Annotated in this window: 20 protein-coding genes, 1 tRNA gene and 1 pseudogene; 13 read left to right on the top strand and 9 right to left on the bottom strand. The window is 64.6% G+C overall.

Going from position 1 to position 24514, the window contains the following annotated elements; genetic code table 11:
- The first annotated feature begins 7 nt into the window (after nucleotides 1-7).
- Together PMI42_RS19645 and PMI42_RS19640 are read left to right on the top strand one after the other, a co-directional pair.
- Nucleotides 8-1138: an iron-containing alcohol dehydrogenase gene (locus PMI42_RS19645; protein WP_240535266.1), complete on the top strand. Its 1131-nt coding sequence runs from the start codon at nucleotides 8-10 to the stop codon at nucleotides 1136-1138.
- A gap of 56 nt (nucleotides 1139-1194) precedes the next feature.
- Nucleotides 1195-2166 (top strand): Bug family tripartite tricarboxylate transporter substrate binding protein, encoded by a 972-nt coding sequence (locus PMI42_RS19640; protein ID WP_008137281.1) that lies wholly within the window; start codon nucleotides 1195-1197, stop codon nucleotides 2164-2166.
- 79 nt (nucleotides 2167-2245) lie between these two features.
- Here PMI42_RS19640 and PMI42_RS19635 read toward each other — a convergent pair whose 3' ends face one another.
- Nucleotides 2246-2758, bottom strand: a complete 513-nt coding sequence (locus tag PMI42_RS19635; RefSeq protein ID WP_008137280.1) for a hypothetical protein — start codon at nucleotides 2756-2758, stop codon at nucleotides 2246-2248.
- Nucleotides 2759-2919: 161 nt separating this feature from the next.
- Between PMI42_RS19635 and PMI42_RS19630 the strand changes: the two genes are divergently transcribed.
- Together PMI42_RS19630 and PMI42_RS19625 are read left to right on the top strand one after the other, a co-directional pair.
- A complete protein-coding gene (locus tag PMI42_RS19630) occupies nucleotides 2920-4263 on the top strand; it encodes a YcaO-like family protein (RefSeq protein WP_008137277.1) in 1344 nt (447 codons plus the stop codon).
- Between the two features lie 210 nt (nucleotides 4264-4473).
- On the top strand, nucleotides 4474-6408 hold the full coding sequence (locus PMI42_RS19625; protein ID WP_035966150.1) for an AfsR/SARP family transcriptional regulator: 1935 nt from the start codon (nucleotides 4474-4476) through the stop codon (nucleotides 6406-6408).
- A gap of 12 nt (nucleotides 6409-6420) precedes the next feature.
- Here the strand turns inward: PMI42_RS19625 and PMI42_RS19620 are convergent, their stop codons facing one another.
- Both PMI42_RS19620 and PMI42_RS19615 read right to left on the bottom strand, forming a co-directional pair.
- Nucleotides 6421-6813 carry a hypothetical protein gene (locus tag PMI42_RS19620; protein WP_008137272.1) on the bottom strand — a complete coding sequence of 131 codons (393 nt, stop codon included), beginning with the start codon at nucleotides 6811-6813 and terminating at the stop codon, nucleotides 6421-6423.
- A gap of 41 nt (nucleotides 6814-6854) precedes the next feature.
- A complete protein-coding gene (locus PMI42_RS19615) occupies nucleotides 6855-8807 on the bottom strand; it encodes a peroxidase family protein (protein ID WP_157195782.1) in 1953 nt (650 codons plus the stop codon).
- A 115-nt stretch (nucleotides 8808-8922) separates the two neighbouring features.
- Between PMI42_RS19615 and PMI42_RS19610 the strand changes: the two genes are divergently transcribed.
- Nucleotides 8923-9243, top strand: coding sequence for a hypothetical protein (locus tag PMI42_RS19610; RefSeq protein WP_008137267.1), 321 nt, complete (start codon nucleotides 8923-8925; stop codon nucleotides 9241-9243).
- Between the two features lie 188 nt (nucleotides 9244-9431).
- A tRNA-Gln gene (locus PMI42_RS19605) sits at nucleotides 9432-9505 on the top strand.
- Nucleotides 9506-9609: 104 nt separating this feature from the next.
- Here PMI42_RS19605 and PMI42_RS19600 read toward each other — a convergent pair.
- A complete protein-coding gene (locus PMI42_RS19600; RefSeq protein WP_008137264.1) occupies nucleotides 9610-10266 on the bottom strand; it encodes a TetR/AcrR family transcriptional regulator in 657 nt (218 codons plus the stop codon).
- 110 nt (nucleotides 10267-10376) lie between these two features.
- On the opposite strand from PMI42_RS19600, the gene PMI42_RS19595 reads away from it, so the two are divergent.
- The gene (locus tag PMI42_RS19595) at nucleotides 10377-12665 is read left to right on the top strand and encodes an arylsulfatase (protein ID WP_008137263.1); all 2289 of its coding nucleotides are present in this window, start codon (nucleotides 10377-10379) and stop codon (nucleotides 12663-12665) included.
- Nucleotides 12666-12707: 42 nt separating this feature from the next.
- On the opposite strand, the gene PMI42_RS19590 is transcribed toward PMI42_RS19595, so the two are convergent.
- From PMI42_RS19590 to PMI42_RS19580, 3 genes are all read right to left on the bottom strand, one after another.
- Nucleotides 12708-13274, bottom strand: a complete 567-nt coding sequence (locus PMI42_RS19590) for an invasion associated locus B family protein (protein WP_035966146.1) — start codon at nucleotides 13272-13274, stop codon at nucleotides 12708-12710.
- A gap of 64 nt (nucleotides 13275-13338) precedes the next feature.
- A complete protein-coding gene (locus PMI42_RS19585) occupies nucleotides 13339-16485 on the bottom strand; it encodes a multidrug efflux RND transporter permease subunit (RefSeq protein WP_008137261.1) in 3147 nt (1048 codons plus the stop codon).
- Nucleotides 16482-17654 carry an efflux RND transporter periplasmic adaptor subunit gene (locus PMI42_RS19580; protein ID WP_035966144.1) on the bottom strand — a complete coding sequence of 391 codons (1173 nt, stop codon included), beginning with the start codon at nucleotides 17652-17654 and terminating at the stop codon, nucleotides 16482-16484. Before PMI42_RS19580 ends, PMI42_RS19585 begins: the two co-directional genes overlap by 4 nt.
- A gap of 398 nt (nucleotides 17655-18052) precedes the next feature.
- On the opposite strand from PMI42_RS19580, the gene PMI42_RS19575 reads away from it, so the two are divergent.
- From PMI42_RS19575 to PMI42_RS19550, 6 genes are all read left to right on the top strand, one after another.
- Complete coding sequence (locus PMI42_RS19575) at nucleotides 18053-18292, top strand: hypothetical protein (protein WP_008137259.1); 240 nt, start codon at nucleotides 18053-18055, stop codon at nucleotides 18290-18292.
- A 226-nt stretch (nucleotides 18293-18518) separates the two neighbouring features.
- Nucleotides 18519-20921 (top strand): TonB-dependent receptor domain-containing protein, encoded by a 2403-nt coding sequence (locus PMI42_RS19570; RefSeq protein ID WP_157195783.1) that lies wholly within the window; start codon nucleotides 18519-18521, stop codon nucleotides 20919-20921.
- A 2-nt stretch (nucleotides 20922-20923) separates the two neighbouring features.
- Nucleotides 20924-21613 carry a Fe2+-dependent dioxygenase gene (locus tag PMI42_RS19565; protein ID WP_008137256.1) on the top strand — a complete coding sequence of 230 codons (690 nt, stop codon included), beginning with the start codon at nucleotides 20924-20926 and terminating at the stop codon, nucleotides 21611-21613.
- A complete protein-coding gene (gene exbB / locus PMI42_RS19560) occupies nucleotides 21610-22509 on the top strand; it encodes a tonB-system energizer ExbB (RefSeq protein WP_008137255.1) in 900 nt (299 codons plus the stop codon). Before PMI42_RS19565 ends, exbB begins: the two co-directional genes overlap by 4 nt.
- A gap of 3 nt (nucleotides 22510-22512) precedes the next feature.
- Entirely contained in the window at nucleotides 22513-22965 is a 453-nt protein-coding gene (exbD, locus tag PMI42_RS19555; RefSeq protein ID WP_008137253.1) for a TonB system transport protein ExbD, read from the top strand.
- Between the two features lie 9 nt (nucleotides 22966-22974).
- Nucleotides 22975-23811 carry a TonB family protein gene (locus tag PMI42_RS19550; protein WP_008137251.1) on the top strand — a complete coding sequence of 279 codons (837 nt, stop codon included), beginning with the start codon at nucleotides 22975-22977 and terminating at the stop codon, nucleotides 23809-23811.
- On the opposite strand, the gene PMI42_RS19545 is transcribed toward PMI42_RS19550, so the two are convergent.
- Both PMI42_RS19545 and PMI42_RS19540 read right to left on the bottom strand, forming a co-directional pair.
- Complete coding sequence (locus PMI42_RS19545) at nucleotides 23799-24221, bottom strand: hypothetical protein (protein WP_035966141.1); 423 nt, start codon at nucleotides 24219-24221, stop codon at nucleotides 23799-23801. The two genes, PMI42_RS19550 and PMI42_RS19545, sit on opposite strands and share 13 nt — an antisense overlap.
- Nucleotides 24222-24284: 63 nt before the next feature.
- Nucleotides 24285-24514: pseudogene (locus PMI42_RS19540) on the bottom strand (site-2 protease family protein); the annotation flags it as partial.

Below are 24514 nucleotides of genomic sequence, written 5' to 3'. Positions count from 1 at the left end.
CCACACGATGACCAACGCCTTCACGCCCATCGAAATCCTACGGCCCACGATCCTGGAGTTTGGCAACGGCACGATCGGCGCTGCGAAGCGCTTTGCCGAGCGGATCGGTGCCAAGCGGCCGCTGGTGATCTCGGATGCGTTCAACGCGCGTCGCGTCGACACGCTGGCGCTGCCGGGGGCCGTCAAAGTGTTCGGCGACGTCAAGCCCGAGCCGGACCTGCCCAATCTCGAAAAGGCGGTAGCGATGGCGAAAGAGGTCAAGCCCGACCTCGTCGTCGGTTTCGGCGGCGGCAGCGCGATGGATCTCGCCAAGCTGGTCGCGGTGATGTGCACATCTGACGTGCCCTTCGCAGACATCGTCGGGCCGGAGAAGGTGGCCGGCCGCAGCGTGGCGCTGATGCAGATCCCGACCACGTCGGGCACCGGCAGCGAGGCCGGCACCCGTGCGCTCGTCACCGATCCCGTCAGCCAGAACAAGCAGGCGGTGCAGAGCCGTTTCATGCTGGCCGATATCGCCATCGTCGATCCGGACCTGACGATGACCGTGCCGCAGGAGGTTACCGCGGCCACCGGCGTCGACGCGCTGGCCCATTGCGTCGAGGCCTATACCAGCCGCAAGGCGCACCCGGCGATCGACCTCTACGCGCTCGAGGGCGCGCGGCTGGTCGGCCGCTATCTCAAGCGCGCGGTGGCCGATGGCGGCGACCGTGAGGCGCGCGCTGGTCTTTCGCTCGCTTCGCTCTATGGCGGTTATTGCCTTGGACCGGTGAACACCACCGCCGGCCATGCCGTGGCCTATCCGCTCGGCACGCGCCATCACGTGGCGCATGGTCTTGCCTGCGCGGTGATCTTCCCGCACACGCTCGCCTTCAACATGCCGGCGGTGGAGGCGAAGACGGTCGCGGTGCTGGGCGCGCTGGGACTGCCGGAGCGCAACGATCCGAAGCTGGCGTTCGAGGCGACTTACGGGTTCTGCAAGAAACTCGACATCGAGATGCGGTTGTCCGCACTCGGTGTGCCCAAGAGCGATCTCGGTGTGATGGCCGACGAAGCGCACGCCATTCGCCGCCTGCTCGACAACAATCCGCGCGATTTGAGCCGAGACGCAATTCTCGGGATGTACGAGGTCGCATTCTAGATTTCCCGCGACGCGCGCGGCCAATCAACAACACAGTGAAACGAGAGGAAACTTCGATGAGATCGATCTGGCTTGGTCTTGTGTCGGCAGTGCTGCTGGCGACGTCGCCGGCGAAGGCGCAGGACGGCTATCCGTCCAAGCAGGTGACGGTGATCGTTCCCTTCGCCGCCGGCGGCACCGCCGACATCTTTGCGCGCATGGTCTCGAACCAGTTGCAGATGAAGCTCGGCAAACCGTTTGTGGTCGAGAATGTCGGCGGCGCCGGCTCGATCCTCGGCGTGACACGGCTGGCGAAATCGGCGCCTGACGGCACTACGCTCGGCCTTGCCAGCACCTCCGCGCTCGCGATCAACCCGTCGCTCTATGGCCCGAAGCTCAGCTATCAGCCGGACAGGGATCTGACGCCGGTCGCGCAGATCAGCGTCGTGCCCAACGTGCTCGTCGTCAACCCCAACAAGATCACGGCGCGCACCGTGCCGGAGCTGATCGCCTATCTGAAGGCGAACCCGGACAAGGTCTCGTTCGGCTCGGCCGGCGTCGGCACCTCGCAGCATCTGGCCGGCGAGTTGTTCCAGCAGATGACCGGCACCAGGATGGTGCACGTACCCTACAAGGGCTCGAGCCAGATGCTGACGGACCTGCTCAGCGGCCAGATCGATCTCGCCTTCGACAACGTGCCGCTGCTGCTGCCGCAGGTGAAGACCGGCCAGCTCGCAATGCTGGCGACCGCAACGCCGAAGCGGGCCGACTTCGATCCGCAAGTCCCCGCCGTGGCCGAATTCCTGCCGGGCTTCGAGGCCGTCGCCTGGCACGGCTTCTTCGTGCCTGCGGGCACGCCGAAGCCGATCGTCGAAAGGCTCTCGGCCGAGATCCGCGCCTTCATGCAGCAGCCGGAGACGGTGCAGAAGATGGCCGAGCTCGGTGCGACCGCGGTCGCCGTGGATTCGGAGCCGTTCAAGGCCTACATCGCCGCCGAGACCGCGCGGTGGAAGAAGGTGATCGAAGCCGCGAACATCAAGCTGGAGTAGGGGCCGGTCGGCCCGCCCGGCGACGTCTCAACGCGAGGCGCCGGGACGCTGGAGCGGGATTCGCAACGCCGCTCGTTCCTCAACTGATGAACTCGCCGACCCAATTGTGCTTGACAGCCTCGATGTGCCAGCCCAGCGCGCGCCGCGCGTTGGGCGCGGGATCCGGCAAGTCGCTGCGGACGTGGCTATCGGGGCGTCTGGCGCCATGTGCGTGGCGTCCTTCGCTCCGCAGCCGAAACGACCCCTGTGACTCGAAAATCCGACAGTAGCCATCGGTCGGGAGAAATGCCCCGGCGATCGGGAAATGGGTCGGCGGCTGCCGAACCATCAGGAAGGTGAGATCCTCTGCGGTTTGCGACAGGAGAATGCCGACGGCCGTGTTGATCGGCGCCAGGCCGATCGGGGCGTCTGCGTGCGGCTCGACCCTGCCGGCCGCACTTGCGATCGTGATGAATTCCGAGCCCGGACCGCAGCGCGATACGATGATCCATCGTCGGGTCTTGCGTCGGATCGAAATCGGTCGGTGATAGGCCGCGAAAGAGAATTCCGCAGCCATTGCAATGACAAAACCATTTTTCCACATACCGGCCATCTAAACCATCGCGATCGGTCCGGATCATCATGCAGGGGCGTGAAGCCAGCGTGAATTCGCACGGTTGCAGGGAAATCGCACGATTTCCTTGACCTTTTGCAGGGCGTTGGTGGCATGCTGGCGATCGAACCAGTACCCTGCCGGGGTGTGGAACTCGACCGATGGACGCATCGAACGCAACCAGTCAGTTCGAGCGGTTGGCCGCATATCTGGCGGGCCCATCTTCATATGGCCGCGACCGCGACCTCGAAACCATTCTCGAGAAGCTCGAATACCTGCCGCCGGGCGCGGCGGAGCCGCGGCAAACGCGGAATCGCATTGCGTTGCTCCAGGCGGCCGCCAGATTTTCCGACGTCTTCCAGCTGGCCTCGCGTGATGCGCCGGGAGTCTCGTTCTTCGGCGCGGACATCAGCGCGGCCGGTGTCGATTCCACCTTCGCGCACCAGGCTCGTTCGAGTGCGTCCGGTGCCGGCCTGTCGCTTCGCCAGGCGTTCGAGTCATGTGTCGGGGAAGGGGTCGAGTATCTCTCGCAGTTCGAGACTGCGCTGGATCGGCTTCGGGGAGGCGCGATCGAAGATGGTCTTGCCGCGTTCGATCCCGCCTCCCGGGCGGTCCTTGCCGAATTCATGCGATTGTCGGCGCATGGCGTCGTCGACTGGATCGACGCGACGCAGCTCTCGAGCGGCCGGTCGGTGCCGTTTCCCGCGGATTTGTGCCTGCGGCGAACGCCTGAACGGAGTGCGCTCGCGCCGCCCTTCAGTCTGAGCTCGGGCTGCGCGGCCGGCCCCTCGTTCGAGGCGGCGGCATTGCACGGGATGCTGGAACTGATCGAGAGGGATGCCGCCAGTCTGTGGTGGCGCGGCGGCATTCGTGGGCGGCTGGTCGTGCTCGAAGGGCAGGCGGTGGCGGCCGCCGCGGCTCTGGTGGCACAGGCGCGCCGCGGCGTCACGACGAGGATGACCTGGCTCCTCGACATCACCACCGACATGGACGTTCCCTGCATCGTGGCGATGTCCTGCCGCGCCGATGGACGCGGCTTCGCCTGCGGGCTGGCGGCCCGTCCGAGCGTCGAACATGCGGTCGGCTCCGCGCTGATGGAGATGTGCCAGATGGAGTTGGCCTATGCCGTAGTGGAGCAAAAGCGGCAGGAGGGAGGCGATGCGGCGCTGAATGAATATGATCATCGCCACGTCGCCCGCAGCACGCTGATCGATGCGGCGAGTTGCGAGCTGCTGCATCCGGTCGCGCCGGGCCGTTCTGTCTCCGAGCTTGGCCCGGACACGCCGGCGCGGCAGCTCGACGCCCTGGTCGGGAGACTGTCGGCCAGGGGCATCGAGACGTTCGCCATCGACCTGACCCGTCCCATATTCGGAATTTCCGTCGTGCGGGTCGCCGCGCCCGCGCTCCAGATGGAGCCGTCCGAAGTCGCGAGCGAACGCCTCCTGTCCGCGCGCCGCCGGACCGGAGGGGGCGATGCCTATACACGTGGGATTAGTTTGTTATAGTTGCTTCTATTCGTAAGTGCGGTTTATCGGGGCGGATCGAAAGTGAACGCTCGAGCACCTCTCTCGAAATCCCCAGCAAGGGATGGTGGAAATCCCAAGCCGCGCGAAAGCCTGACGATTTCTGTTTTTGGCGGTCTCTCCGTCGCGTTCGCGGGGCGGGAGATACGGATCAAGAGCCGGAAGTCGCGGGCGGTTCTCGGCTACCTGGCATTGACGGACCGCCACCAGGAGACGCGCGAGCGTCTGGTTGGGCTGCTGTGGAGCGAGTCCGACGAGTACAAGGCGCGTGCATCGCTTCGTCAGGTCCTCCATGAGTTGCGGGAAACGTTCCTGGAGGCGGGATACGACGGATTTCAGATCGAGAAGATGCTCGTCGAAATGGAGCGCCAGCGGATTCACGTCGATCTGCTCGACGCCGTGCGCGAGGCTGAAGCCCAGCATGCGCATCCGCTGCTGATGAGCGCGCCCGGCCTGATGGAGACCCTGCTCGCGGGCCTCGACGACATCGACCCGTCGTTCCGCGTCTGGCTTCTCGCCAAGCGGCAGACCTTCCATGACCGCATCTTGCGGGCCCTCGAGGCCGGCCTCAGGAATGTCGGGCTTCCCGCGGCGAACCGGCGAGGGCTGGCCGAGGCGATCCTGAGCCTCGACGCGACCCACGAGGAAGCGTGCCGCTATGCGATGCAGACGCGCGCGGAAGAGGGCGACCTGTCCGGCGCGCTCCGTGCCTACAAGACCTTGTGGAACATCCTCGACGAAGAATACGGGATGGAGCCTTCGGTCAAGACGCAGCAATTGATCGCCGACATCAAGAACGGCCAGTTCGAGGACGAAGTCACATCCGTTGAGGTCGGTCCAGTGCAGCGGGACGGCGCGCAGGCGTCGGCTGGCGCCGAGGCGCCGAGACCATCGCCAACATCATCCCGAACGGCGGCCAAGATCGCGATCCTGGTCGATCCGTTCAGCATGAACGGCGTCAGCGCGGACCGCGTCCACCTCGTGACGGGTTTTCGCCATCACTTCATCGCCTGCCTGACCAAATTCCGCGAGTGGTATGTCGGGGACGGCACGGCGGAGCAGCCGCTGGCGTCGGGAGAGCGTGCGGGAGCGTCGCGCTACAGCATCGCTGCGACCGCCTATCAGGCCGGTGACACGATCAGCATGGTGTTGACCCTGCGCGAGACGAATACCGGCGTCTATATCTGGAGCGATACGTTCGAGCTGAAGCTCGAGAACTGGTTCCAGGTGCAGCAGAGGATCGTTCAGCGCACCGCGCTGTCGGTGAACGTCTATCTGTCGACCGAGCGATTGACGCGCGTGGCGACGGCGCCGGACGTGTCTCTGGACATCTATGACCGCTGGCTTCGCGCGCAGGCGAGCTTCGGGAGCTTCAGCGCCGAACACTGGCGCGAGTCGATAGCGCTTCTGACCGATGCGATCGCCGTCGCGCCGAACTTCTCGCCGAGCTACAGTGCACTCGTTCAAATGAACAACACCGAGCATTTCGTCTTTCCCGGCTTGTTCCGCGACCTGACGAAAGCGCGGTCCACGCTTGAGCTTGCAAGGACGGCGGTCCAGCTCGATCCCGTCGATTCCCGGGCCCAGCTCTGCCTCGGCTGGTCGCAGGCGATGCTGATGCAATATTCGGAAGCCAGCGCCCATATCGACCTCGCATGCGAACTCAACGGCAACGATCCCTGGACGCTGCTGTCCGGGGCTTCCTGTCAGGGCTTTTGCGGCAATTTCGAGCGCGGCAATGAACTCGTGGCGGAAGCTCTCAAGGTGTTCTGGGCACCGCCGCCGCTGCATTGGCCCTATCGTGCCGTGCTTCAATTCATGCGAGGAAATTACCTGGAAGCGATCGAGGGGATCGATCGCGCCAACAACGTCGCGAAGACGCTTCCGGGCTGGAAGACCGCCGCGCTGTTTCATCTCGGAAGGACGGACGAGGCGCGCCTCGAGGCCAGGAAGTTCCTCGACGGCATCCGCGCGATATGGTTCGGCAAGCCGCCGACCGACCGGGAGATCGCGCTCTGGTTCCTCCATGCCCATCCCATTGCCCGTCGTGAGGATTGGGAGCGCCTGCGCGACGGCATCGGCGGCGCAGGCGTCCCGGTTGTCGACTTCAGGCATCACGCGTGGTGAGCACGCGTCCGTTTATCCGCAGAACTTGATAGTGTACTCGCCGACGCGCTTGGAATGAAACAGCAGCCTGCCGGCGGGGGTGTCGTTCTCCAGATTGCTGTCCTTCATGTCGTCCGTGTAGAACAGCGGGAGCGGGTAGTTGGCCGAGCCCATCAATTCCTTTTCGGTCTCGGCGAGCACGGAGGCATCCGGCAGCTTGATGAGCAGCGTGCCGCTCCTGTAATCGGGCTGGATGAAAACAATCTCGGTGAACGGTTGGGGAAATTTCGCCATGACGCCGGCCTGGTCGAGCTGTTGCTCGAATTCCGCGATGGTGGCCGGACGCGTCTTGGCGTCGCGAGCCCATTTCTTCACGAGGTCACCCCACACATCATAGTTCACGATGTCGAACATCTCGGTTTGCATTGCGATCTCCCTTGGTTTGCGACCGGCGGAATTGCCGGCTGTCAGAGAAAAGTCGGATCAGCGTCTTGCAGGTTGGCGATATCGGCGATGAAGAGGACCAGGTCGCCCATATTCTCGATCTCCGGCACGAAAGCGAGGCGGTTGGCGGCGTAGATGCGCGTCGAAAGGCGGGACAGCGATTCTCCGAGGCTGCTCGACCAGGAGCCGGCCGGTATTCCGTCTTCGAGCATCGCACCGAAGATGACCTCCGCCACGATGATCGATCCGAGCACGCCCAGCGTCTTGCCCTGCTTGGCCGGATCGTCAGGCCCTGCGGCTGCTTCGAATAGAATGTAGAAGGGCAGAGGCGGGTCATTCGCCAGGGTCTCGATATCGGCGTCGGTCAGATCGCCGCGATTCTGCTCCAGCCAGGTGCGCAACCGTCCGACACGATAGCTGCGATCTTCGAGCAATCGATCGCGGCCGATCAGGGAAGGCTGCCGCGAGCGGATTTCCTCGACGAGGCTGTCCACCGACCACAGGCCGACGAACCCGGCACTCATCAGGTCCTTGTATGCGAGCCCCCATGCGCCGTCGGGGGAGATCGGCGGAAACAGCGACCTGTCGTGCAGCTGTCCGCTGAAATGGGGGCCGATGCGCATGCTGGGCTGGGGTTGCGGCTTGCCCGGCACGTCGAAGAAGTGCGACCAGCTTGCGATCCATTTCCGCGGCAGCGGCATATTGTTCGGGGCGGAATTGGACGTCGTCCGCAGGACCTCTCCGAGCGGGAACGCGTTGGTGGGGTTGATCCTGTAACTGTCGCGGACCATCGCGTGGCCGAAGCGGAACGCGGCGTGCGTGAACTCCAGCGGGATCAGCGAGCCGCGATACGGTTGCCGCGTGGAGGAAACGCTCAGGAAGTGAGGCCGGTCCACATTGTACCTGGCGTAGACGTCGCGGTTCAGGATTCTCTTCAGCAAATCGCGGCGTATGATGTTGCGATAGATGAGCGTGGCCGCGCCGCGCGCGCAGAGAAACGCCTTGTCGATGGCAACGGCTTCGGACTCGGTCGTGCCCCCGGGGGGCGGGGAGAGCCTTGCCAGCAGACCGTTGTGCAGATGGTGAAACAGGGTCGTGAGCTGCGACAGGATGGCATGATCGTCGTTGCGCTGGTCGGCGATCAGAACCTCGGTCAGCCGGTGCGGCTGACTGTTCGGATCCCACGGGCAGGCAACACGCGCGATGTCGCGGCCTTTCGGCGTCATCTCGACCTGGTCCGCGCTGCTGGTCCCGCTGCCCAGACGCAGTTTCGAGCGGGACGATTTCGGTCTTGCCTCATAGGCAAACGGGCACACTTCGGGGCCGCCGCCGTAGATCGTATCCAGCTTCAAACGGTAGGCCCGATCGTTGCGCACGCCGGTTGCGGTATTTTCGAGCTCCGATATCGGGAATGACGTCTGGACGAGGTCGTGTGCGACGAGCTGGAGGAGATAGGTATATCCGGCCGGAATGTCGCTGTTCTCCAGCGGACCCTGGCCGCCCTCCCACACCGGGGGAACGCGCATGCGCTTGGCCAGGCGGTCCATCAGGCTCCGCAGGCGCTCCTTGCTCGCGTCCGATTTGAGCGGATCGTCGCCGTCGACCTTGAAGCGTTTGTCCAGCGGCAACGTATCGAGCTCGGACAGGAAGTGCCGGAAGCCCGAAATGCCTCGCTCGGACGGGGCGGATGCTCGCGCCCGAGCTGCATCGGCCCCTAGCCGGGCCGATAATTCGCGATCGCCGGTCCCCGCCAGCGTTGCGTCGGAGTTCGTGTCGCCGCCGAGTTGCTCCCGAGCGATGGAGAAGCCGCCACCATGTCTGCCCATCTTTGACCTCCCAAAATCATGAGCGACATTATTTTCAACACCGTGATTTGAACGTGAATCGATCCTGCACACGGACAGGCGCTTCGATCCGCCGGTCCGATCCCGGACGCGAGCGTGGCGGGGCGGGCGGATCGCGCGCACCGCATTCACGGGCCATTCACGATCAGCTTCGCCCGGCTCGCCTATGTTTCGCCCGCGACCGAGGGATCGCGTGATTTGGCAAATGCGACGTGGTGAACGCAACTTGGCACAGGAGGGACGCGTCATGACTGTCCTGCTGAGAAACACCTTCAAGGCCTGGATCGACCGGGCGCCGGGCGCGCCGCCCAGGCTCGTCATGGTCGGCGACGTGCGGGTGCCGACCAATGGCTGGCAGGCCCGGCTGACCAAGCGCTCGCCGCAGGGTATCAATCCGAAGATCCTGATCCTCGACGTGGACGCCGAGCGACCGGCCGGCACGGCGCAGGAGGAGATCACGACGATCCCGCTCCGCTACGAGGAGAGCCCGCCGCAGGATGAATACGGTCAGGTCATGATCGCAACTTGCAAGGGCGAGATTGTCGTCAACATTGGACGTCCGCATTAGCGGAATGCTCGCGCCGGTGGCGTCCCGGTCCCCGTCAACGGTTGATGGGGACCCATCCACCGCAGCGCTTGCCAGCTCAGATGCGAGCGGGTAGAACGCAGCCACGCCTGAGCCGTGATTTGCGCCAACGCGCTTCCGGCCGCAGTCGGACAAGTCAGTAAGTCATTGAATTTGTTCGGCTATTCCGTTGGGGAATGGTGTAACGGTAGCACAACAGACTCTGACTCTGTTTGTCTTGGTTCGAATCCAGGTTCCCCAGCCAGACTCGAAAAAAGCTCCCTGATCCCAAAAACCTGGACCGACGCCGCCGAAAGCTCGAAGCGCCGTGGCGCTCGGGGACGAGGCGAAGCAGATTCTTTGGGACCGTCATAGCTCGGCCTCAAGCAGCAGCAACAGGCAACCGGCCAGCCGCGTCTCCATCTCCTTCGACCGGAGCGGCAGCGGTCCGGGATCGTTGAGGATCGCGTTCACCAGCGTGCCCAGCACGACCTGAAAGCCGAAAGCGATGGTGCGGGTCTTTGCGGCCTTGCGGCCCTTGCCCATGGCCGGCAGCAGGAGAGGCGTGGCGCGCTCCGTGGTCGCCTTTGCGAGCGCCTTGAACGGCGTCCATTTGTCCGGGCGGGTGTCGTCGTGCTGAAGCGCGGCGCGCAGCACGCCCTCATGGCTTCGCATCCAGACGATGATGCCGCCGACGATGATGTGGCAGAGCTTGTCGAGGCCAGTGTCCGGTGACGGTCGCCTGATGTCGCCGAGCCGCTGCTCGCCGTCGCGCGCGGCCAGCGCCGTCAGCGCGTTGAAATAGGCGTCCTTGCTCTCGAAGCGGCTGTAGAAGGCGCCGACGGTGGCGCCGACCTCGGTGCAGAGGGCCTCGATCGAGAGCTCGGCAAGGCTGCGCGAGCGCAGCATGTCCGCGCCGGCGCGGAGCAGGGCCAGTGTCGTTTCCCGGCTGCGCTTCTGCCGCGACGGGGCTACGCCCGGCAGGTCGAAATCGCGAGGCTGGGACTCTCCGGGCGATGGCCGCATCCGTGCTTGCATCCGCTCAAGATCATAATCATAATTCTGATTATAATTTAGGCCGAGACGGGACGCGGGTCAATCGTGGCCTTTCACCGGCAGTAAACAGGGAGGAGCAGATGAGCGCAGGCAGCGGCACGCCGTTCCGCGGCACCGTCGGCAAGACGGTTGCGGATTCGAAACCCTGGTGGCCGGAGGCGCCGCGGCCGCCCGAGGGCGCGCCGAACATCCTGGTCGTGCTGTTCGACGACGTCGGCTTCTCCGATTTCGGCTGCTACGGCTCGGCGATCAGGACGCCGACCATCGATCGGCTCGCCGCGGAGGGCCTGCGCTACTCCGGTTTCCACACCACCGCGATGTGCTCGACGACGCGGGCTGCGCTGCTCACCGGGCGCAACCATCATTCCGTCGGCGTCGGATGCCTTGCCAATTTCGATTCAGGCTACCCCGGCTATCGCGGCAAGATCGCGCGCGAGGCGGGGACGCTCGCCGAGATGCTGCGTATGCACGGCTATCGCAATTACATGGTCGGCAAATGGCACGTCACGCCGCTGACCGAGAGCGGCGCCACCGGTCCGTTCGACGGCTGGCCGCTCGGCCGCGGTTTTGACCGGTTCTACGGCTTCCTCGACGCCGAGACCGATCAATATGCACCGGAGCTCGTCTCGGACAACACGCATGTCGATCCACCTGGGACTTACGCCGACGGCTATCATCTGACCGAGGATCTGATCGACCAGTCGATCCGCTTCATCGGCGACCATCAGGCCGACCGGCCCGACATTCCCTGGCTCACCTGGGTCGCGCTCGGTGCCTGCCATGCGCCGCACCAGGCACCGATGGATATCATCCGGAGTTACGACGCCGCCTTCGCGCACGGCTGGGACGTCGAGCGCGAGCAACGGCTGTCGCGCCAGAAGGCGATGGGGCTGGTGCCTGAGGCAACGCGAATGCCGCCGCGCAACGACGGCGTGAAGGCCTGGGAGGAGCATTCGGCCCACGAGCGCCGCGTCTTCACGCGCCTGCAGGCCGCCTTTGCCGGCATGCTCGATCATTCCGACCGGCATCTGGCGCGCCTCGTCGCGTTTCTGGAGACCGCCGGCATCCGCGACAACACCGTGATCATCGTGATGTCGGACAATGGCGCGAGCCAGGAGGGCGGGCCGCTCGGCTTCGTCAACGCGATGGGGCCCTTCAATTTCAAGCCGGAGCCGATCGCCGAAAAACTCGCCCGCATCGACGACATCGGCGGACCCGACACCCACAGCAATTTCCCGCATGGCTGGGCGATGGCCTCGAACACGCCGCTGCGCCGCTACAAACAAAATACCCATGGCGGCGGCATCCGCGATCCCTTTGTCGTCAACTGGCCGAAGCGGATCGCGGCGAAGGGCGAGCTGCGGCACCAGTTCGTGCATGCCTGCGATCTCACGCCGACGCTGCTGGAACTGATCGGGATCGAGGCGCCCCCAACGATCGCGGGCTGCCCGCAGATGCCGCTGGAAGGCGAGAGTTTCGCGCGCTCGATCACCGATGCGTCCGCGCCCTCGAAGAGCTCGCCGCAATATTTCGAGATGTTCGGCCATCGCGGCCTCTGGCAGGCCGGATGGAAGGCGGTCGCGTTCCATCCGTCGGGCACGCCGTTCGAGAACGATAGGTGGGAGCTGTTCCATCTCGACCAGGACTTCTCCGAGACCGATGATCTCGCCGCGAGGGAGCCGGAGCGTCTTGCGCGGATGATCGCAGCGTGGTGGGCGGAGGCCGAGAAGCACAATGTGCTGCCGCTCGACGACCGCTTCGGGCCGCGCTTTGCGGAGAACGCCGCGCGCTTCCACGGAGCGCGCCACCATTTCGTCTTCCATGCCGGCATGGGCCACGTGCCGACCGACGTTGCACCCGACGTGCGCAGCCGCAGCTACACGATCGAGGCGCATGTCGAGATCGACGAAGCGGGTGCCGATGGCGTGCTGATCTCGCACGGCGATGCGACGTCAGGCTACAGCCTCTATGTCAGGGATGGCCACCTCGTGCACGACCTCAACATCGGTGGCAGCCACCAGATCGTGCGCTCGGACCGGAAAGTGGCGTCGAGCGCGCGGCGGCTCGGGGTTCATGTCGAACGTCTCCTGCGCAAGGAGCCGCCGGCAAAGGGCTCGCGCACCGGCGTCACCCAATACACGCTGCTGATCGATGGCGAGAAGGCGGGATCGCTGCAGACCCAGCTCGGCTTCCACACGCTGATCTCCTGGTCCGGCCTCGACATCGGCCGCGACCGCGGCAGCCCCGTGTCGCATTACGAGGCGCCGTTCGAATTCGAAGGCCGGCTGCTGCGCGTCACCGTCACCATGCACAGCGACCAGAAGCTCGACGGCGATGCCGTCGGCAATGCGCAAATGGCGCGGCAATGACGAGGTGAGAGGCGTGCACTCCAGGAGGAGGCGGGAGCAGCCTTACTTGATCTTGTCGTAGGCGGCCGCGAAATCGCCGAGCGGCATCGGGATCGCGATGGTCTCCTTGGCCATGTTCTGGAAGGAGACCTTCAGCTGCTTGCCCGCGCGCAAGGCGGCCAGCAGGTCAGCGGCGATCGGCGTCGAGGCATAACAGCCGCGGTTCTCGCAGGTCTGGATCTGGAGATCGACCGTCTTGCCCTCGTCGACCTGGAGCTTTGCGCCGACGGGCAGGTTGAGGCCCAGCGGCAGCTGAAGCAGCGCCACCGGCGTGCGGGTGTCGGGCGCGATGCGGATGTTGATCAGGACGACGGTCTGGCCGGTCTTGGTCAGCACCGCGTTCTGCTCCATCGCGCATTCGAGCGGGGCATCGCGGCTGACGCTGGTGCAACGCACGACCCAGCCGGCCTGCTGTGCGCCGTCAGCCTGCGGCTGCGTCGGAGCTGGCGCGGGCTGCGCGGCCGGAGCAGGGGGAGCGGCGTTCTTCTTGGCGCCCTGCTGGGCATACGCGGCCCCTGTCGACAACAGGAGCGCGGCGGCGAGGGCGGCAAGTCTGGATTGCATGGGCATGGCGAAACCGCGTTGGCGTGAACCGAAGGCTTCGCTGTAGCGTCGCGGGAGCCGCGGCGCAAGTTCACTCGGCGGCTTGCTTGACGGTCCTGTGCTCGGGTGTCTCGTGGCCTTCGCCGTCATCCGAACGGCCCCAGTCGGAGAACCAGTTGTTGAGCTTGTCGAGATAGAGATAGACGACGGGCGTCGTGAACAGCGTCAGCGCCTGGCTGACGATCAGGCCGCCGACCATGGCGTAGCCGAGCGGCTGGCGGATCTCGGCGCCGGTGCCGTGGCCGAGCATCAGCGGCACGCCGCCGAGCAGCGCCGCCATCGTCGTCATCATGATCGGCCGGAAGCGCAGCAGCGCGGCCTGGCGGATCGATTCCTCCGGCGTCTTGTGGTGGTCGCGCTCGGCGGCGATCGCGAAGTCCACCATCATGATGCCGTTCTTCTTCACGATGCCGATCAGCAGGATGACGCCGATCAGCGCGATCAAGCTGAACTCGAAGCCGGCCGCCATCAGGATCGCGAGCGCGCCGACGCCCGCCGAGGGCAGGGTCGACAGAATCGTGATCGGATGGATGTAGCTCTCATAGAGGATGCCGAGGATCAGATAGACCACGACGAGGGCGGCGAGGATCAGCAGCGGCACGGTGCCGAGCGACTGCTGGAACGCCTGCGCGGTGCCCTGGAAGCTCGAGTTCAGCGTCGGCGGTGCGCCGAGATCGGCCATCGCCTTCTGCACGGCCTCGGTGGCCTGCCCGAGTGCGACGCCTTGCGCGAGGTTGAAGCTGATCGTGATCGCCGGGAACTGGCCCTGGTGGCTGATCGAGAGCGGGCGGACCGGATCGGTGCTCCAGGTCGCGAAGGTCGACAGCGGCACCTGGTCGCCGGTCAGCGGCGATTTCACGTAGAGCTTGTTCAGGCTGTCGAGGTTGCCCTGCAGCTCCGGCAGGATCTCGAGGATGACCTTGTAGGTGTTGAGCTGCGTGAAATATTGCGTGACCTGCCTTTGGCCGAACGCATCGTACAGCGTGTCGTCGATCACCTGCGGCTGGATGCCGTAGCGCGAGGCGGTGTCGCGGTTGATCTTGAGCTGGACCGTAGTGCCCTGCGTCTGCTGGTCGGTGGCGACGTCGCGCAGCTGCGGCAGCGTCTGCATCTTGGCCAGAATCTTCGGTGCCCAGTCGTTGAGCTCGGTGAGATCGGCGTCCTGCAAGGTGAATTCGAACTGCGTGCGCGTCGGCCGGCCGCCGAGCCGGACGTCCTGGGCCGCCTGCATGTAGAGGCGGGCGCCGGACACCTTCTCGAGCTTGGGACGCAGCCGGGCGATGATCTGCTGCGCGGAGGCGTCGCGCTCGTCGCGCGGCTTCAGCGTGATGAACATGTTGCCGTTGTTGCCGGCACGGCCGCTGCCGCCGATGTTCATCGCCACCGACGCGATGTCGTGATCTTCCATCACGATCTTGCCGAGCTCGACCTGGCGGCGCTGCATCTCGGCGAACGAGATGTCCTGGGAGGCTTCCGAGGTCGCGGTGATCAGGCCGACGTCCTGCTGCGGGAAGAAGCCCTTCGGGATCAGGACGAACAAATAGACCGACAGGGCGAGCGTGGCGAAGAAGATCACGAGCGTGGTGCGGCGCCAGGCCAGCGCGAGGTCGAGCACATGTTCGTAGCCGCGCAGCATCGCGTCGAAGCCGCGCTCGCTCCACTGGTAGAACCGGCCGTGATTCACCTCGCCATGGGCGCGCAGGAAGCGCGAGGCCATCATCGGGGTCAGCGTCAGCGACACGAACATGGACACGAAGATCGTCATCGCCAGCACGACTGCGAATTCGCGGAACAGGCGGCCGATGATGCCGCCCATCAGCAGCAGAGGGATCAGCACGGCGACCAGTGAGATACTGATCGAGATGATGGTGAAGCCGATTTCCTTGGAGCCCCGGAAGGCCGCCGCCATCGGCGATTCGCCTTCCTCGATATAGCGCGTGATGTTCTCGAGCATCACGATGGCGTCGTCGACGACGAAGCCGACCGCGATCGTGAGGGCCATCAGCGACAGATTGTCGAGCGAATAGCCCCAGACCCACATCAGGGCGCACGCGCCGAGCAGCGCCAGCGGAACCGTGATGGTGGGGATGACCGTCGCCCAGAAGCTGCGCAGGAAGACGAAGATGACCATGACCACGAGCGCGATGGTCAGGAGCAGGGTGAACTGGACGTCCTCGACCGCGGCGCGGATCGTCGTGGTGCGGTCGCTGATGACCTCGATCTTGATTGCGGGCGGGATCGCCGCGACCAGCCGGGGCAGGGTTGCCTTGATCCGGTCGACGGTCTCGATGACGTTGGCGCCTGGCTGCTTGAAGATCACCAGGAACACGCCGCGCTTGCCGTTGGCCCATGCCGCCTGCTTGGCGTCCTCGGCGCCGCTGACGGCCTGGCCGATGTCGCGGATGCGCAAGGGACCGCCGTTGCGATAGGCGATGATGACGTCGTTCCAGTCCTTGGACTGGGTGAGCTGGTCGTTGGCGTAGATCGTATAAGCGCGCTTGGGTCCGTCGATGTTGCCCTTCGGACTGTCGACCGTCGTGATCGCGATCTGGCTGCGCACATCCTCCATCGACAGGCCCTTGGCGACGAGCTTGGCCGGGTCGATCTGAATGCGGATGGACGGCTTTTGCTGGCCGCCGATGAAGACCTGCGCGACGCCGGAGAGCTGGCTGATCTGCTGGGCGAGCTGGGCGTCGACCGCGTCGCTGACGCTGGTGAGCGGCATCGTTTCCGACGTCGCCGACAACAGCAGGATCGGCGCGTCGGCCGGGTTGACCTTGCGGTAGGTGGGCGGCGAGGGCAGGTTCTTCGGCAACTGACCGCTGGCGGCGTTGATGGCGCCCTGCACGTCGTTGGCGGCGCCGTCGATGCTGCGGTTGAGGTCGAACTGGATGGTGATCGACGCGGTGCCGAGATAACTCGTCGAGGTCATCTGGGCGATGCCGGGAATCTGGGCGAACTGGCGCTCCAGCGGCTGGGCCACCGACGAGGCCATCGTCTCGGGGCTGCCGCCCGGCAGGTTGGCGGTGATCTGGATGGTCGGGAAGTCCACCTGCGGCAGCGGCGCGACCGGCAGCAGGGGATAGGCGACGAGACCGACGAAGAGGATGCCGGCCATCAGCAGCGAGGTGCCGATGGGATAACGGATAAAAGGTGCCGAAATCCCGCCCTCGGTCATTCCTGTCGTACCTTGTTCTGGGCCGGATCGGAGCTTGCCACCGCCGTCGAGACGAGGCTTCCGGGCTGCACCTTGAATTGACCGCCGGTGATCACCTGTTGACCCGGGCTCAGCCCTTCATCGATGACGGAACGTCCGTCGATGGCGTAGCTGACCTTGATCTTGTGCACTTCGGCCTTGTTGTCCTGATTGACGGTATAGGCGTAGAGGCCGTTGGTCGAATGCTGGACCGCGTCATCCGGAACCACGGTCGCATCCTTCAGCGTCCGCACCAGAAGCCGCGTCGAAACCGACTGGCCCGGCCACAGCGCGTGGTCCTTGTTGTCGAACACCGCCTTGAGGCGGATGGTCCCGCTGGTCGTGTCGACCTGATTGTTGATGACGGCCAGCTTGCCCTCGGCCAGCGTCTTCTTGCCGTCGGTGCTGAACGCGATCACCTTCAACGCGCCGGCCTTTTGGCCCTCGGCGATATAGGGAAGCTGATCCTCCGGCGCGGTGAAGATCACCGCGATCGGCTCCACCTGCGAGATCGTGACGATTCCCGTCTGCGTGGAAGCGGTGACGATGTTGCCGATGTCGACCAGGCGCAGGCCGGCGACGCCTGTGATCGGCGCCTTGATCTGCGTGTAGTCGAGCTGGGTCTGGGCGTTCGAAATCGCGGCTTCGTCGGCGGCGATCTGGGCGTTGAGCTGGGCGACGGTCGAGCGCTGCGTATCGACCCGTTGCGCGGTGGCGAATTCGCCGAGCTTCATGGCACGCTGAAGCTCGAGATTGGCATTGGCCACGTTCGCCTCGTCCTGCGCTTTCTTGGCCTTGGCCTGGTCGAGCGTGGCTTGATAGGGACGGGGATCGATCGAGGCCAGGAGCTCGCCTTCCCTGACGATCTGGCCTTCAGTGAAGGCGATCTTGTCGATCTGGCCGTCGACCCGGGTCCGGACTTGTACGGTGTTGAAGCCCTGAACCGTACCGAGGCCGGTCAGGTAGACCGGGAAGTCGACCTTCTGGACCGGTGCCACACTGACGGGAACGGCGGGCGCGCGGGGCGGGCCCTTTTGGGCGGTCTGGGCTTTTCCGGCATCCGGCGAGCCGTATTTCTGCCAACCATAGTAACCCGCGGAGGCCACGGCCGCGATCATGAGAATCCAGAGAATCGGCCGTGATTTTTTCATATCGGCTCGTTGGCTCGCATGCCCAAAACTACGAATTGCGGGGCAATCATAGGGTTCCAGCGCGCTTGTATAATACACGCCAAGTTCCAGTGTAAACAGCACTATCGGCTGAGAATCCTAAACAATTGGAAAGCTTTGCACTGCCTAGGCAGCCATCTGGCGCGGCGGTGTGCAGTGCTGCATTTTCCCGTGCCGAACGATCAGGGTGCAAAAATTAGGCAACACCCGTAACCGGTGTGGGCGGAGCGCGGCGCGGCCAGAGAAAGGTCGGCTCATCGCGCCATGGGGAGCCGCGGGATTTGTGGTTTGCGAGAACGGTTCTAAATCGCGCGGGCGCGTTTCGGTTGTCAGGAAAATCAGCATCGGTCATATCGGCCCCGCCACAACGGGAGCGCAGGATGGACGAGCTGAACGGCAAGCTGATCGCGTGTCAGATTCTGATCACGGGATTGATCGCGCGCGTCGCCAACGAGCAGCGCGATCCCTTGCGCTTTCTCACCGACTTTCGCGACGAGATCAAAGCGGTCGTTGGTGGTGTCAACATCGCCGGTATGGACGACACCGATCGCGTGCGCGCGGTGGCGCAGAAAACCGTCGATGAATTGTTCTCGTTGATGAAGCCACCGAGCAGCGATTGACGGTGTTCAGGTGAAGCAGGATTTCACGGTGTTTCCGCGCTCATTTTAGAATGAGTCCAGACTGCGGTTTAGAACGATTTCAATGTACGATTTAGAATCGTTTTGAACTGGACGTATTCCGGGGTTCTCGCGGCTCGCGCGCATTGACCCGCTATTTTGCGGCCGATACCAACACCCAATCGTTCGTCGAAGTGAACGAGCGAACAAGAAGATGGGGCGTTTGGTAATGGGGCAGGTGGTCGCACCGAAGTCGTTGCGTTCGGTCGCAGCGTTCAATCCGACGGATGACAAATCCACGGGAATTTCCGGCAAGAAGGTCTCGGCAGTCGCTAGCCTGATTGCGGTTGCGTCCGTGTCGGGCGCAGAGGCGCAGCAGTCGAACCTGCCGCCGGTGACCGTCGATGCTCCGGTCCAGCGTCCGCGTCCGGCGGCCTCGAAGCCGACGCCGGAGCAGGTCCGTGCCCGCAATGCGCTTCGCCGCGCCGCGCAGCGCCAGCAGGCCCAGCAGTCCGCCCCCACGACGCCGTCCGGCCCCGCCGACGCCAATCCCTATGCGGATGCGACCGCTCCCTACAAGGTCGATCGCGTCCAGGCCTCGGGCAAGTTTCCCGAGCCGCTTCTGAACACGCCCAAGACCATCACCGTGCTCAGCAAGGAAGTGCTGGCCGACAAGAACGCCACGACGCTGAGGGAGATCGGCCGCTCGACCGCCGGCGTGACGCTCGGTTCGGGCGAAGGTGGCAACGCGTTCGGCGACCGCTTCTTCATCCGCGGCTTCGATGCGCGCAACGACGTCTTCATCGACGGCATCCGCGATCCCGCGGTCTCCATCCGCGAGAACTTCTTCACCGAGCAGCTCGAGATTTTACGCGGGCCGGCCTCGTCCTATGCCGGCCGCGGCACCGCGGGCGGTGCGATCAACATCGTCACCAAGCAGGCGACCGATCGCAACTTCCAGAACGCCGAGACGACGTTCGGCACCGACATGACCAAGCGCGTCACGATCGACGTCAACCAGGTCATCGACCCGACCTTCTCGGTGCGCGTCGGCGGCCTGTTCCAGGACGCCAATGTCGCCGGCCGCAATTACGTGACCGACAATCGCTGGGGTACTTTCATCTCGACCAAATACGCCCCGACCAACGACTTCAAGATCACCACGAATTACGTGCATACCGATCTTAGCGGCTATCCGGATTTCGGCGTGCCCTATTACAAGCAGGGCAACGTGCCGGCCACCGAAGCGGGCATTCCGCGCGGGACCTGGTACGGCATCCTCAATCGCGACTTCCAGACTGCGCGTCAGGATTTCGGCACGCTCACGGCCGAGTACAAGCCGACCAACAACATCACCCTGACCAGCCGCACCCGCATGGAGCAGTCGACGCTGGAATATATCGGCACATTGCCGCAGTCGCCCATCACGACCAGTTCCGATCCGACCAAGTGGACCATCACCGCGAGCGCGCAGAGCCGCAACCAGTGGGTCGACGTCATCGCCAACCAGGAAGACGCGACGTTCAAGTTCAACACGGGACCGGTCAAGCACACGGCGGTGACCGGGCTCGAGGTCTCGAACGAGCGTATCGGAATCGGCCGCTACAACGGGCTTGCGTCGGAAGCGTTTGGATCCGGATTCAGCAGCAACGGTGCTCTGACGCTTCAGAACATGTATTCGCCGGGCTATACCTACAGCTCCGGCCCGTTCAATCCGGTCCTCACAGGCGATCCGACCCATTACAACGTCGACAGCGGTGCCGTCTACGCGATGGATACCGCGAACTGGGAAGACACCATCATCGTGAATGGTGGCGTGCGCTGGGACAACTACGCGCTGAGATCGTCGATCGCCGCGGCTTCGAGCAGCGTCAATTCGGACTTCGTCAACTACAACGCCGGCATCGTCTACAAGCCCGTTCCGATCGGCAGCCTCTATGCGGCCTATGCGACCTCGACCAACCCGTTCGGTTCCGAGCTCGACGCAACCGGTACGGATTATGGCTCGTCTCCGCCGACCGGCACCACGATCCTCGGGCCGGAGAAGAACAAGGCGGGCGAGATCGGCACCAAATGGGAGCTGATGGACCGTCACCTGCTGGTGAGCGGCGCGCTGTTCCAGACCACCAAGGACAACGCGCGTGAGACCAACGCCGCGGGTCAGCTTACGTCGGGTGCGGCGTACCGGATCCAGGGCATCGACATCGAGGCCAGCGGCAAGCTCACCGACCGCTGGAGCGTGTTCGGCGGCATCGTGCTGATGGAGTCGAAGGTGACCAAGAGCAACATCCCGAGCAATGTCGGCCTGCAGCTCGCCAACGTCGCCCACCAGTCGTTCAGCCTCCTGACCAAATACAAGTTCGACGGCGACTGGGAGGTCGGCGGCCAAGCGGTGTTCCGCTCCAAGGTCTATGGCGGCACCTTCGGCGCCAACACCGGCACGCTGATCCCGAGCTATTGGCGCTTCGATGCGTTCGTCGAGAAGAAGATCGACAAGAACTGGACCATGAAGTTCTACGCGCAGAACCTCACCAACAAGCTCTATTACGACACGCTCTATCGCAGTGCGACGCCGTTCGTGGCGGTCGCGCCGGGCCGGGCGTTCTACATCGTGACGACGGCGAAGTTCTGATCATGTTGACGTGCCTGCCTGGCGTTCTCAGCAAGGATGATGTGGCGGATTTCCGCCGCATCATGGACGCCAGCGAATGGGAGGACGGGCGCTCCACCGCCGGCTCGCAGTCGGCGATGGTCAAGCGCAACGAGCAATTGCCGCCGGACAGCGAGGTCGCGCGCAAGCTCGGCAACCGCATCATCTCGGCGCTGACGTCGAACCCGCGCTTCATCGCGGCGGCAATTCCGCTCCAGATCTTCCCGCCGCTGTTCAACCGCTATGCCGCGGACAGCGGCCACCATTTCGGCCTGCATGTCGACAATGCGATCCGCGGCGACCGCCTGACCGGTCTTCGCATCCGCACAGACCTGTCGGTCACGCTGTTCCTCGCCGAGCCGGAAGAATATGACGGTGGCGAACTTGTGATCGAGGACACCTACGGTTCGCACGAAGTCAAGTTGCCAGCCGGCGACTGCGTGCTCTATCCCTCGACGAGCCTGCATCTCGTGACCCCGGTGAGCCGGGGAACGCGGGTTGCGTCTTTCTTCTGGCTCCAGAGCATGATACGGGACGATCAAGCCCGTACCATGATCTTTGACCTCGACACCGCGATACAGGCGCTGGTGGAACGGCTCGGGCGTGACGATCCCGAAACGGTCAAATTGACGGGTATCTATCACAACCTCATTCGCTACTGGGCCGAAGTATGAAGATCATGTCCTTCCAAGCAAGCCTTGCCGCCGCCCTGATGCTGGCGGCCGCCTGGCTCGCATCCCCTGTTTCTGCCCAGACACAACCCCCGGCGGCTCCGGCGCCCGCCGCCAGCCCGGCTCCAGCTGTCGCCGCGCCAGGAGCACCTGCGGCCACCCCGGCCGCCGCGGCGAAGTCCGAAGCGGTGTCCATTGGCGTGCCGGGCATGAAGGAATTGTCCCCCTGGGTGATGTTCATGTCGGCGGACGTCATCGTGAAGGCGGTGATGATCGGGCTCGCTTTGGCCTCGCTGATGACCTGGACCGTCCTTATCGCCAAGTCGATCGAGCTGTCCGTCGCCTCGACCAGGCTTCGTTCGGCGCTGAAGAAGATCGCGGAGGCGCGCTCGCTCGCCGAAGCCCAGATGGCGCTCGGCGCCAGGGAGGGCATCCTGCCGTCGTTCCTTGCGGCGGCGCTGCGCGAGGCGCGGATGTCGGCCGGCCTGTCCAGCGATGCCGGCATCAAGGAGCGGGCGGCCTCGAGCTTTGCCGAGATCGTGCGCGCGGAGGCCCGTCGCATCCGCATCGGCATGGGCGTGCTCGCGACCATCGGCTCCACGTCACCCTTCGTCGGCCTGTTCGGCACGGTCTGGGGCATCATGAACAGCTTCATCGGCATCTCGAAGTCGCAGACCACGAACCTCGCGGTGGTCGCGCCCGGCATCGCAGAAGCGCTGCTCGCCACCGCGATCGGCCTCGTCGCCGCGATCCCCGCGGTCATCATCTACAATCACTTCTCGCGCGTGACGAAGAGCTATCTCGAGCTCGTCAGCCGCGCCTCGGGCGCGGCGGCACGGCTGCTCTCGCGCGATCTCGACCGCAGCCACGGCAGCGTGCATTCGCGCGCAGCGGAGTGAAGCATGGCAGTTTCGCTCGCTGACAATGATGACGACGACGATTTCTCGGAAACGCATGACATCAACGTCACGCCGTTCATCGACGTCATTCTGGTGCTGCTGATCATCTTCATGGTCGCAGCGCCGCTCTCCACGGTCGACTTGCCGGTCGATCTGCCGACCTCGAGCGCGACGCCGCAGAAGAAGCCGGACAAGCCGACCTATGTCTCGATCAAGTCCGATCTGACGCTGGCAATCGGCGAAAATCCGGTGACGCGTGCCGACCTCGCTGCGACGCTCGACGGATTGTCGGAGATGAGCAAGGACAAATACGTTTTCCTGCGCGGCGATCGCTCGGTGCCCTATGGCGAGCTGATGGGCGTCATGGAGCTGTTGCGCCAGGGCGGCTATACGCGCGTGAAGCTCGTCGCATTGGAAGCCCCCGCAACGCCGGCGGCCGGCGCCGCGAAGCCTTAAGGGCCCGCCATGTCCGAGGTCGAGACCGAAACCAGGCCATCCCGGAAGCTTTGGATGGCGGCGGCGCTGGTGGCGCTGGCGCTCCATCTCGGCGGGGCGGCGCTGGCGCTGGCTCATTTGCGCGAGGACGATTCCGGGGATGGTCTGGGCGCCGCCGGTGCGGAATACGCCGTCTCGGCCGTCTCGCCCGATGCGCCCGACACCGACCTGCCGCCGGGTCCCGACAGCGAAGCGATGCAGGAGCAGCAGGCGCTGCCCGAGCAGAAGGCCGAGACCAAGGAGTCGGAGCTTCCCAAGGATCAATCGCAGCAGGTCGAGGATCCGGATCGCGTGGTCACCGAGAACAATTCGAAGAAGCCGCAGGAGGAGGATCCGAAGATCGCCGCGATCGAGACTCCGGCCGCGGAAGCATCGCCGAAATCGGTTGCCACGGCGCGGCAGTCACTCGATGAGGACGCGCCCGAAGGCGAGAAGGCCGCGGCGCCGGTGCTCGGCATTGGCAAGGATACCAGGAAGCTGACAGAAGACTGGAATCGTCAGATCACCGCGCGCATCGAGCAGAACAAGGTCAATCCCGACGGCAAGACGCCGAGCAATCAGAAGGTCAAGGTGACCTTCGCCCTCAACCGCAAGGGCAATGTGCTGTCGGTCGATGTCCTGGATTCCTCCGGTGACAAGGCTTACGACGCGGCCGCCGTCTCGATGATCAGGAAGTCCGATCCTTTCCCGCCGCCGGCTGCCGAGCTGACGGAAGACCGGTTCGAGCGCACCATCGACATCATCTTCACGCCGCCGAAAGCCGAGGACGCCAAGAAGAAAAGGAAGAAGACGGCTCAGCGCCAGTAGAGCCGGATCCCGACATAGACGACGACCAGGCAGGCGAAGATCAGCGCCACCGGCAGGGGGCGCTTCTGGGTTCCGCCGGTCGCACTTGCCCCGAAGAAGTTGGCCTTCTTCGGCTTCGGTTCCGGACGGCGGAAGGCGGTAACATTGTCCGCCGCGGGTTCGGGCGGGCGGGTGCGGACGTCGGGCGCGGCGCCTGCGCCGCCCATCTCGGCATAGTAGGCCTTGTAGATTGCCCCGATGGTGGCCTCCGTGGCCTCGCCCTCGCTCATCTGCGCCAGCAGGTTCTTGTAGCTCGTGAGGAACTCCTGGGCCTCCGGGGGCAGCGCGGATGCCCCGTTGAGCTTGGCCATCATTTTCCAGGTGGCAAAATCGGCGCGGGCGCGGGTGTCCGCGCGTCGCGCGATCAGCATATCGGCAGCTTTGACCAAGTCGGCCTCTGGCCCTTCGGCTTGTGTTCGGGTGTCGCTGTTCAACTACGCATTGCCGGTCAGGAAGAGAACAGCCTGAATCACATAACCGGTCAACGTTGGCAGTATTGCTGAAATAACATCAAGATTTAGACCGAACTGCGAGCCGGCGAGCGGCAGCAGGATCAGCAGGGCGATCAGGATCAGCATCCCGAACGGCTCGAGCCGGGCCAGCGGCAGCGCGAGGGGGCGTGGCAGCAGCCCGACCGCGACGCGCCCGCCGTCGAGCGGCGGGG

The sequence above is a fragment of the Bradyrhizobium sp. YR681 genome (assembly GCF_000282615.1).
Lineage (GTDB): Bacteria > Pseudomonadota > Alphaproteobacteria > Rhizobiales > Xanthobacteraceae > Bradyrhizobium.
This window is presented reverse-complemented; position numbering and strand designations above follow the sequence as displayed.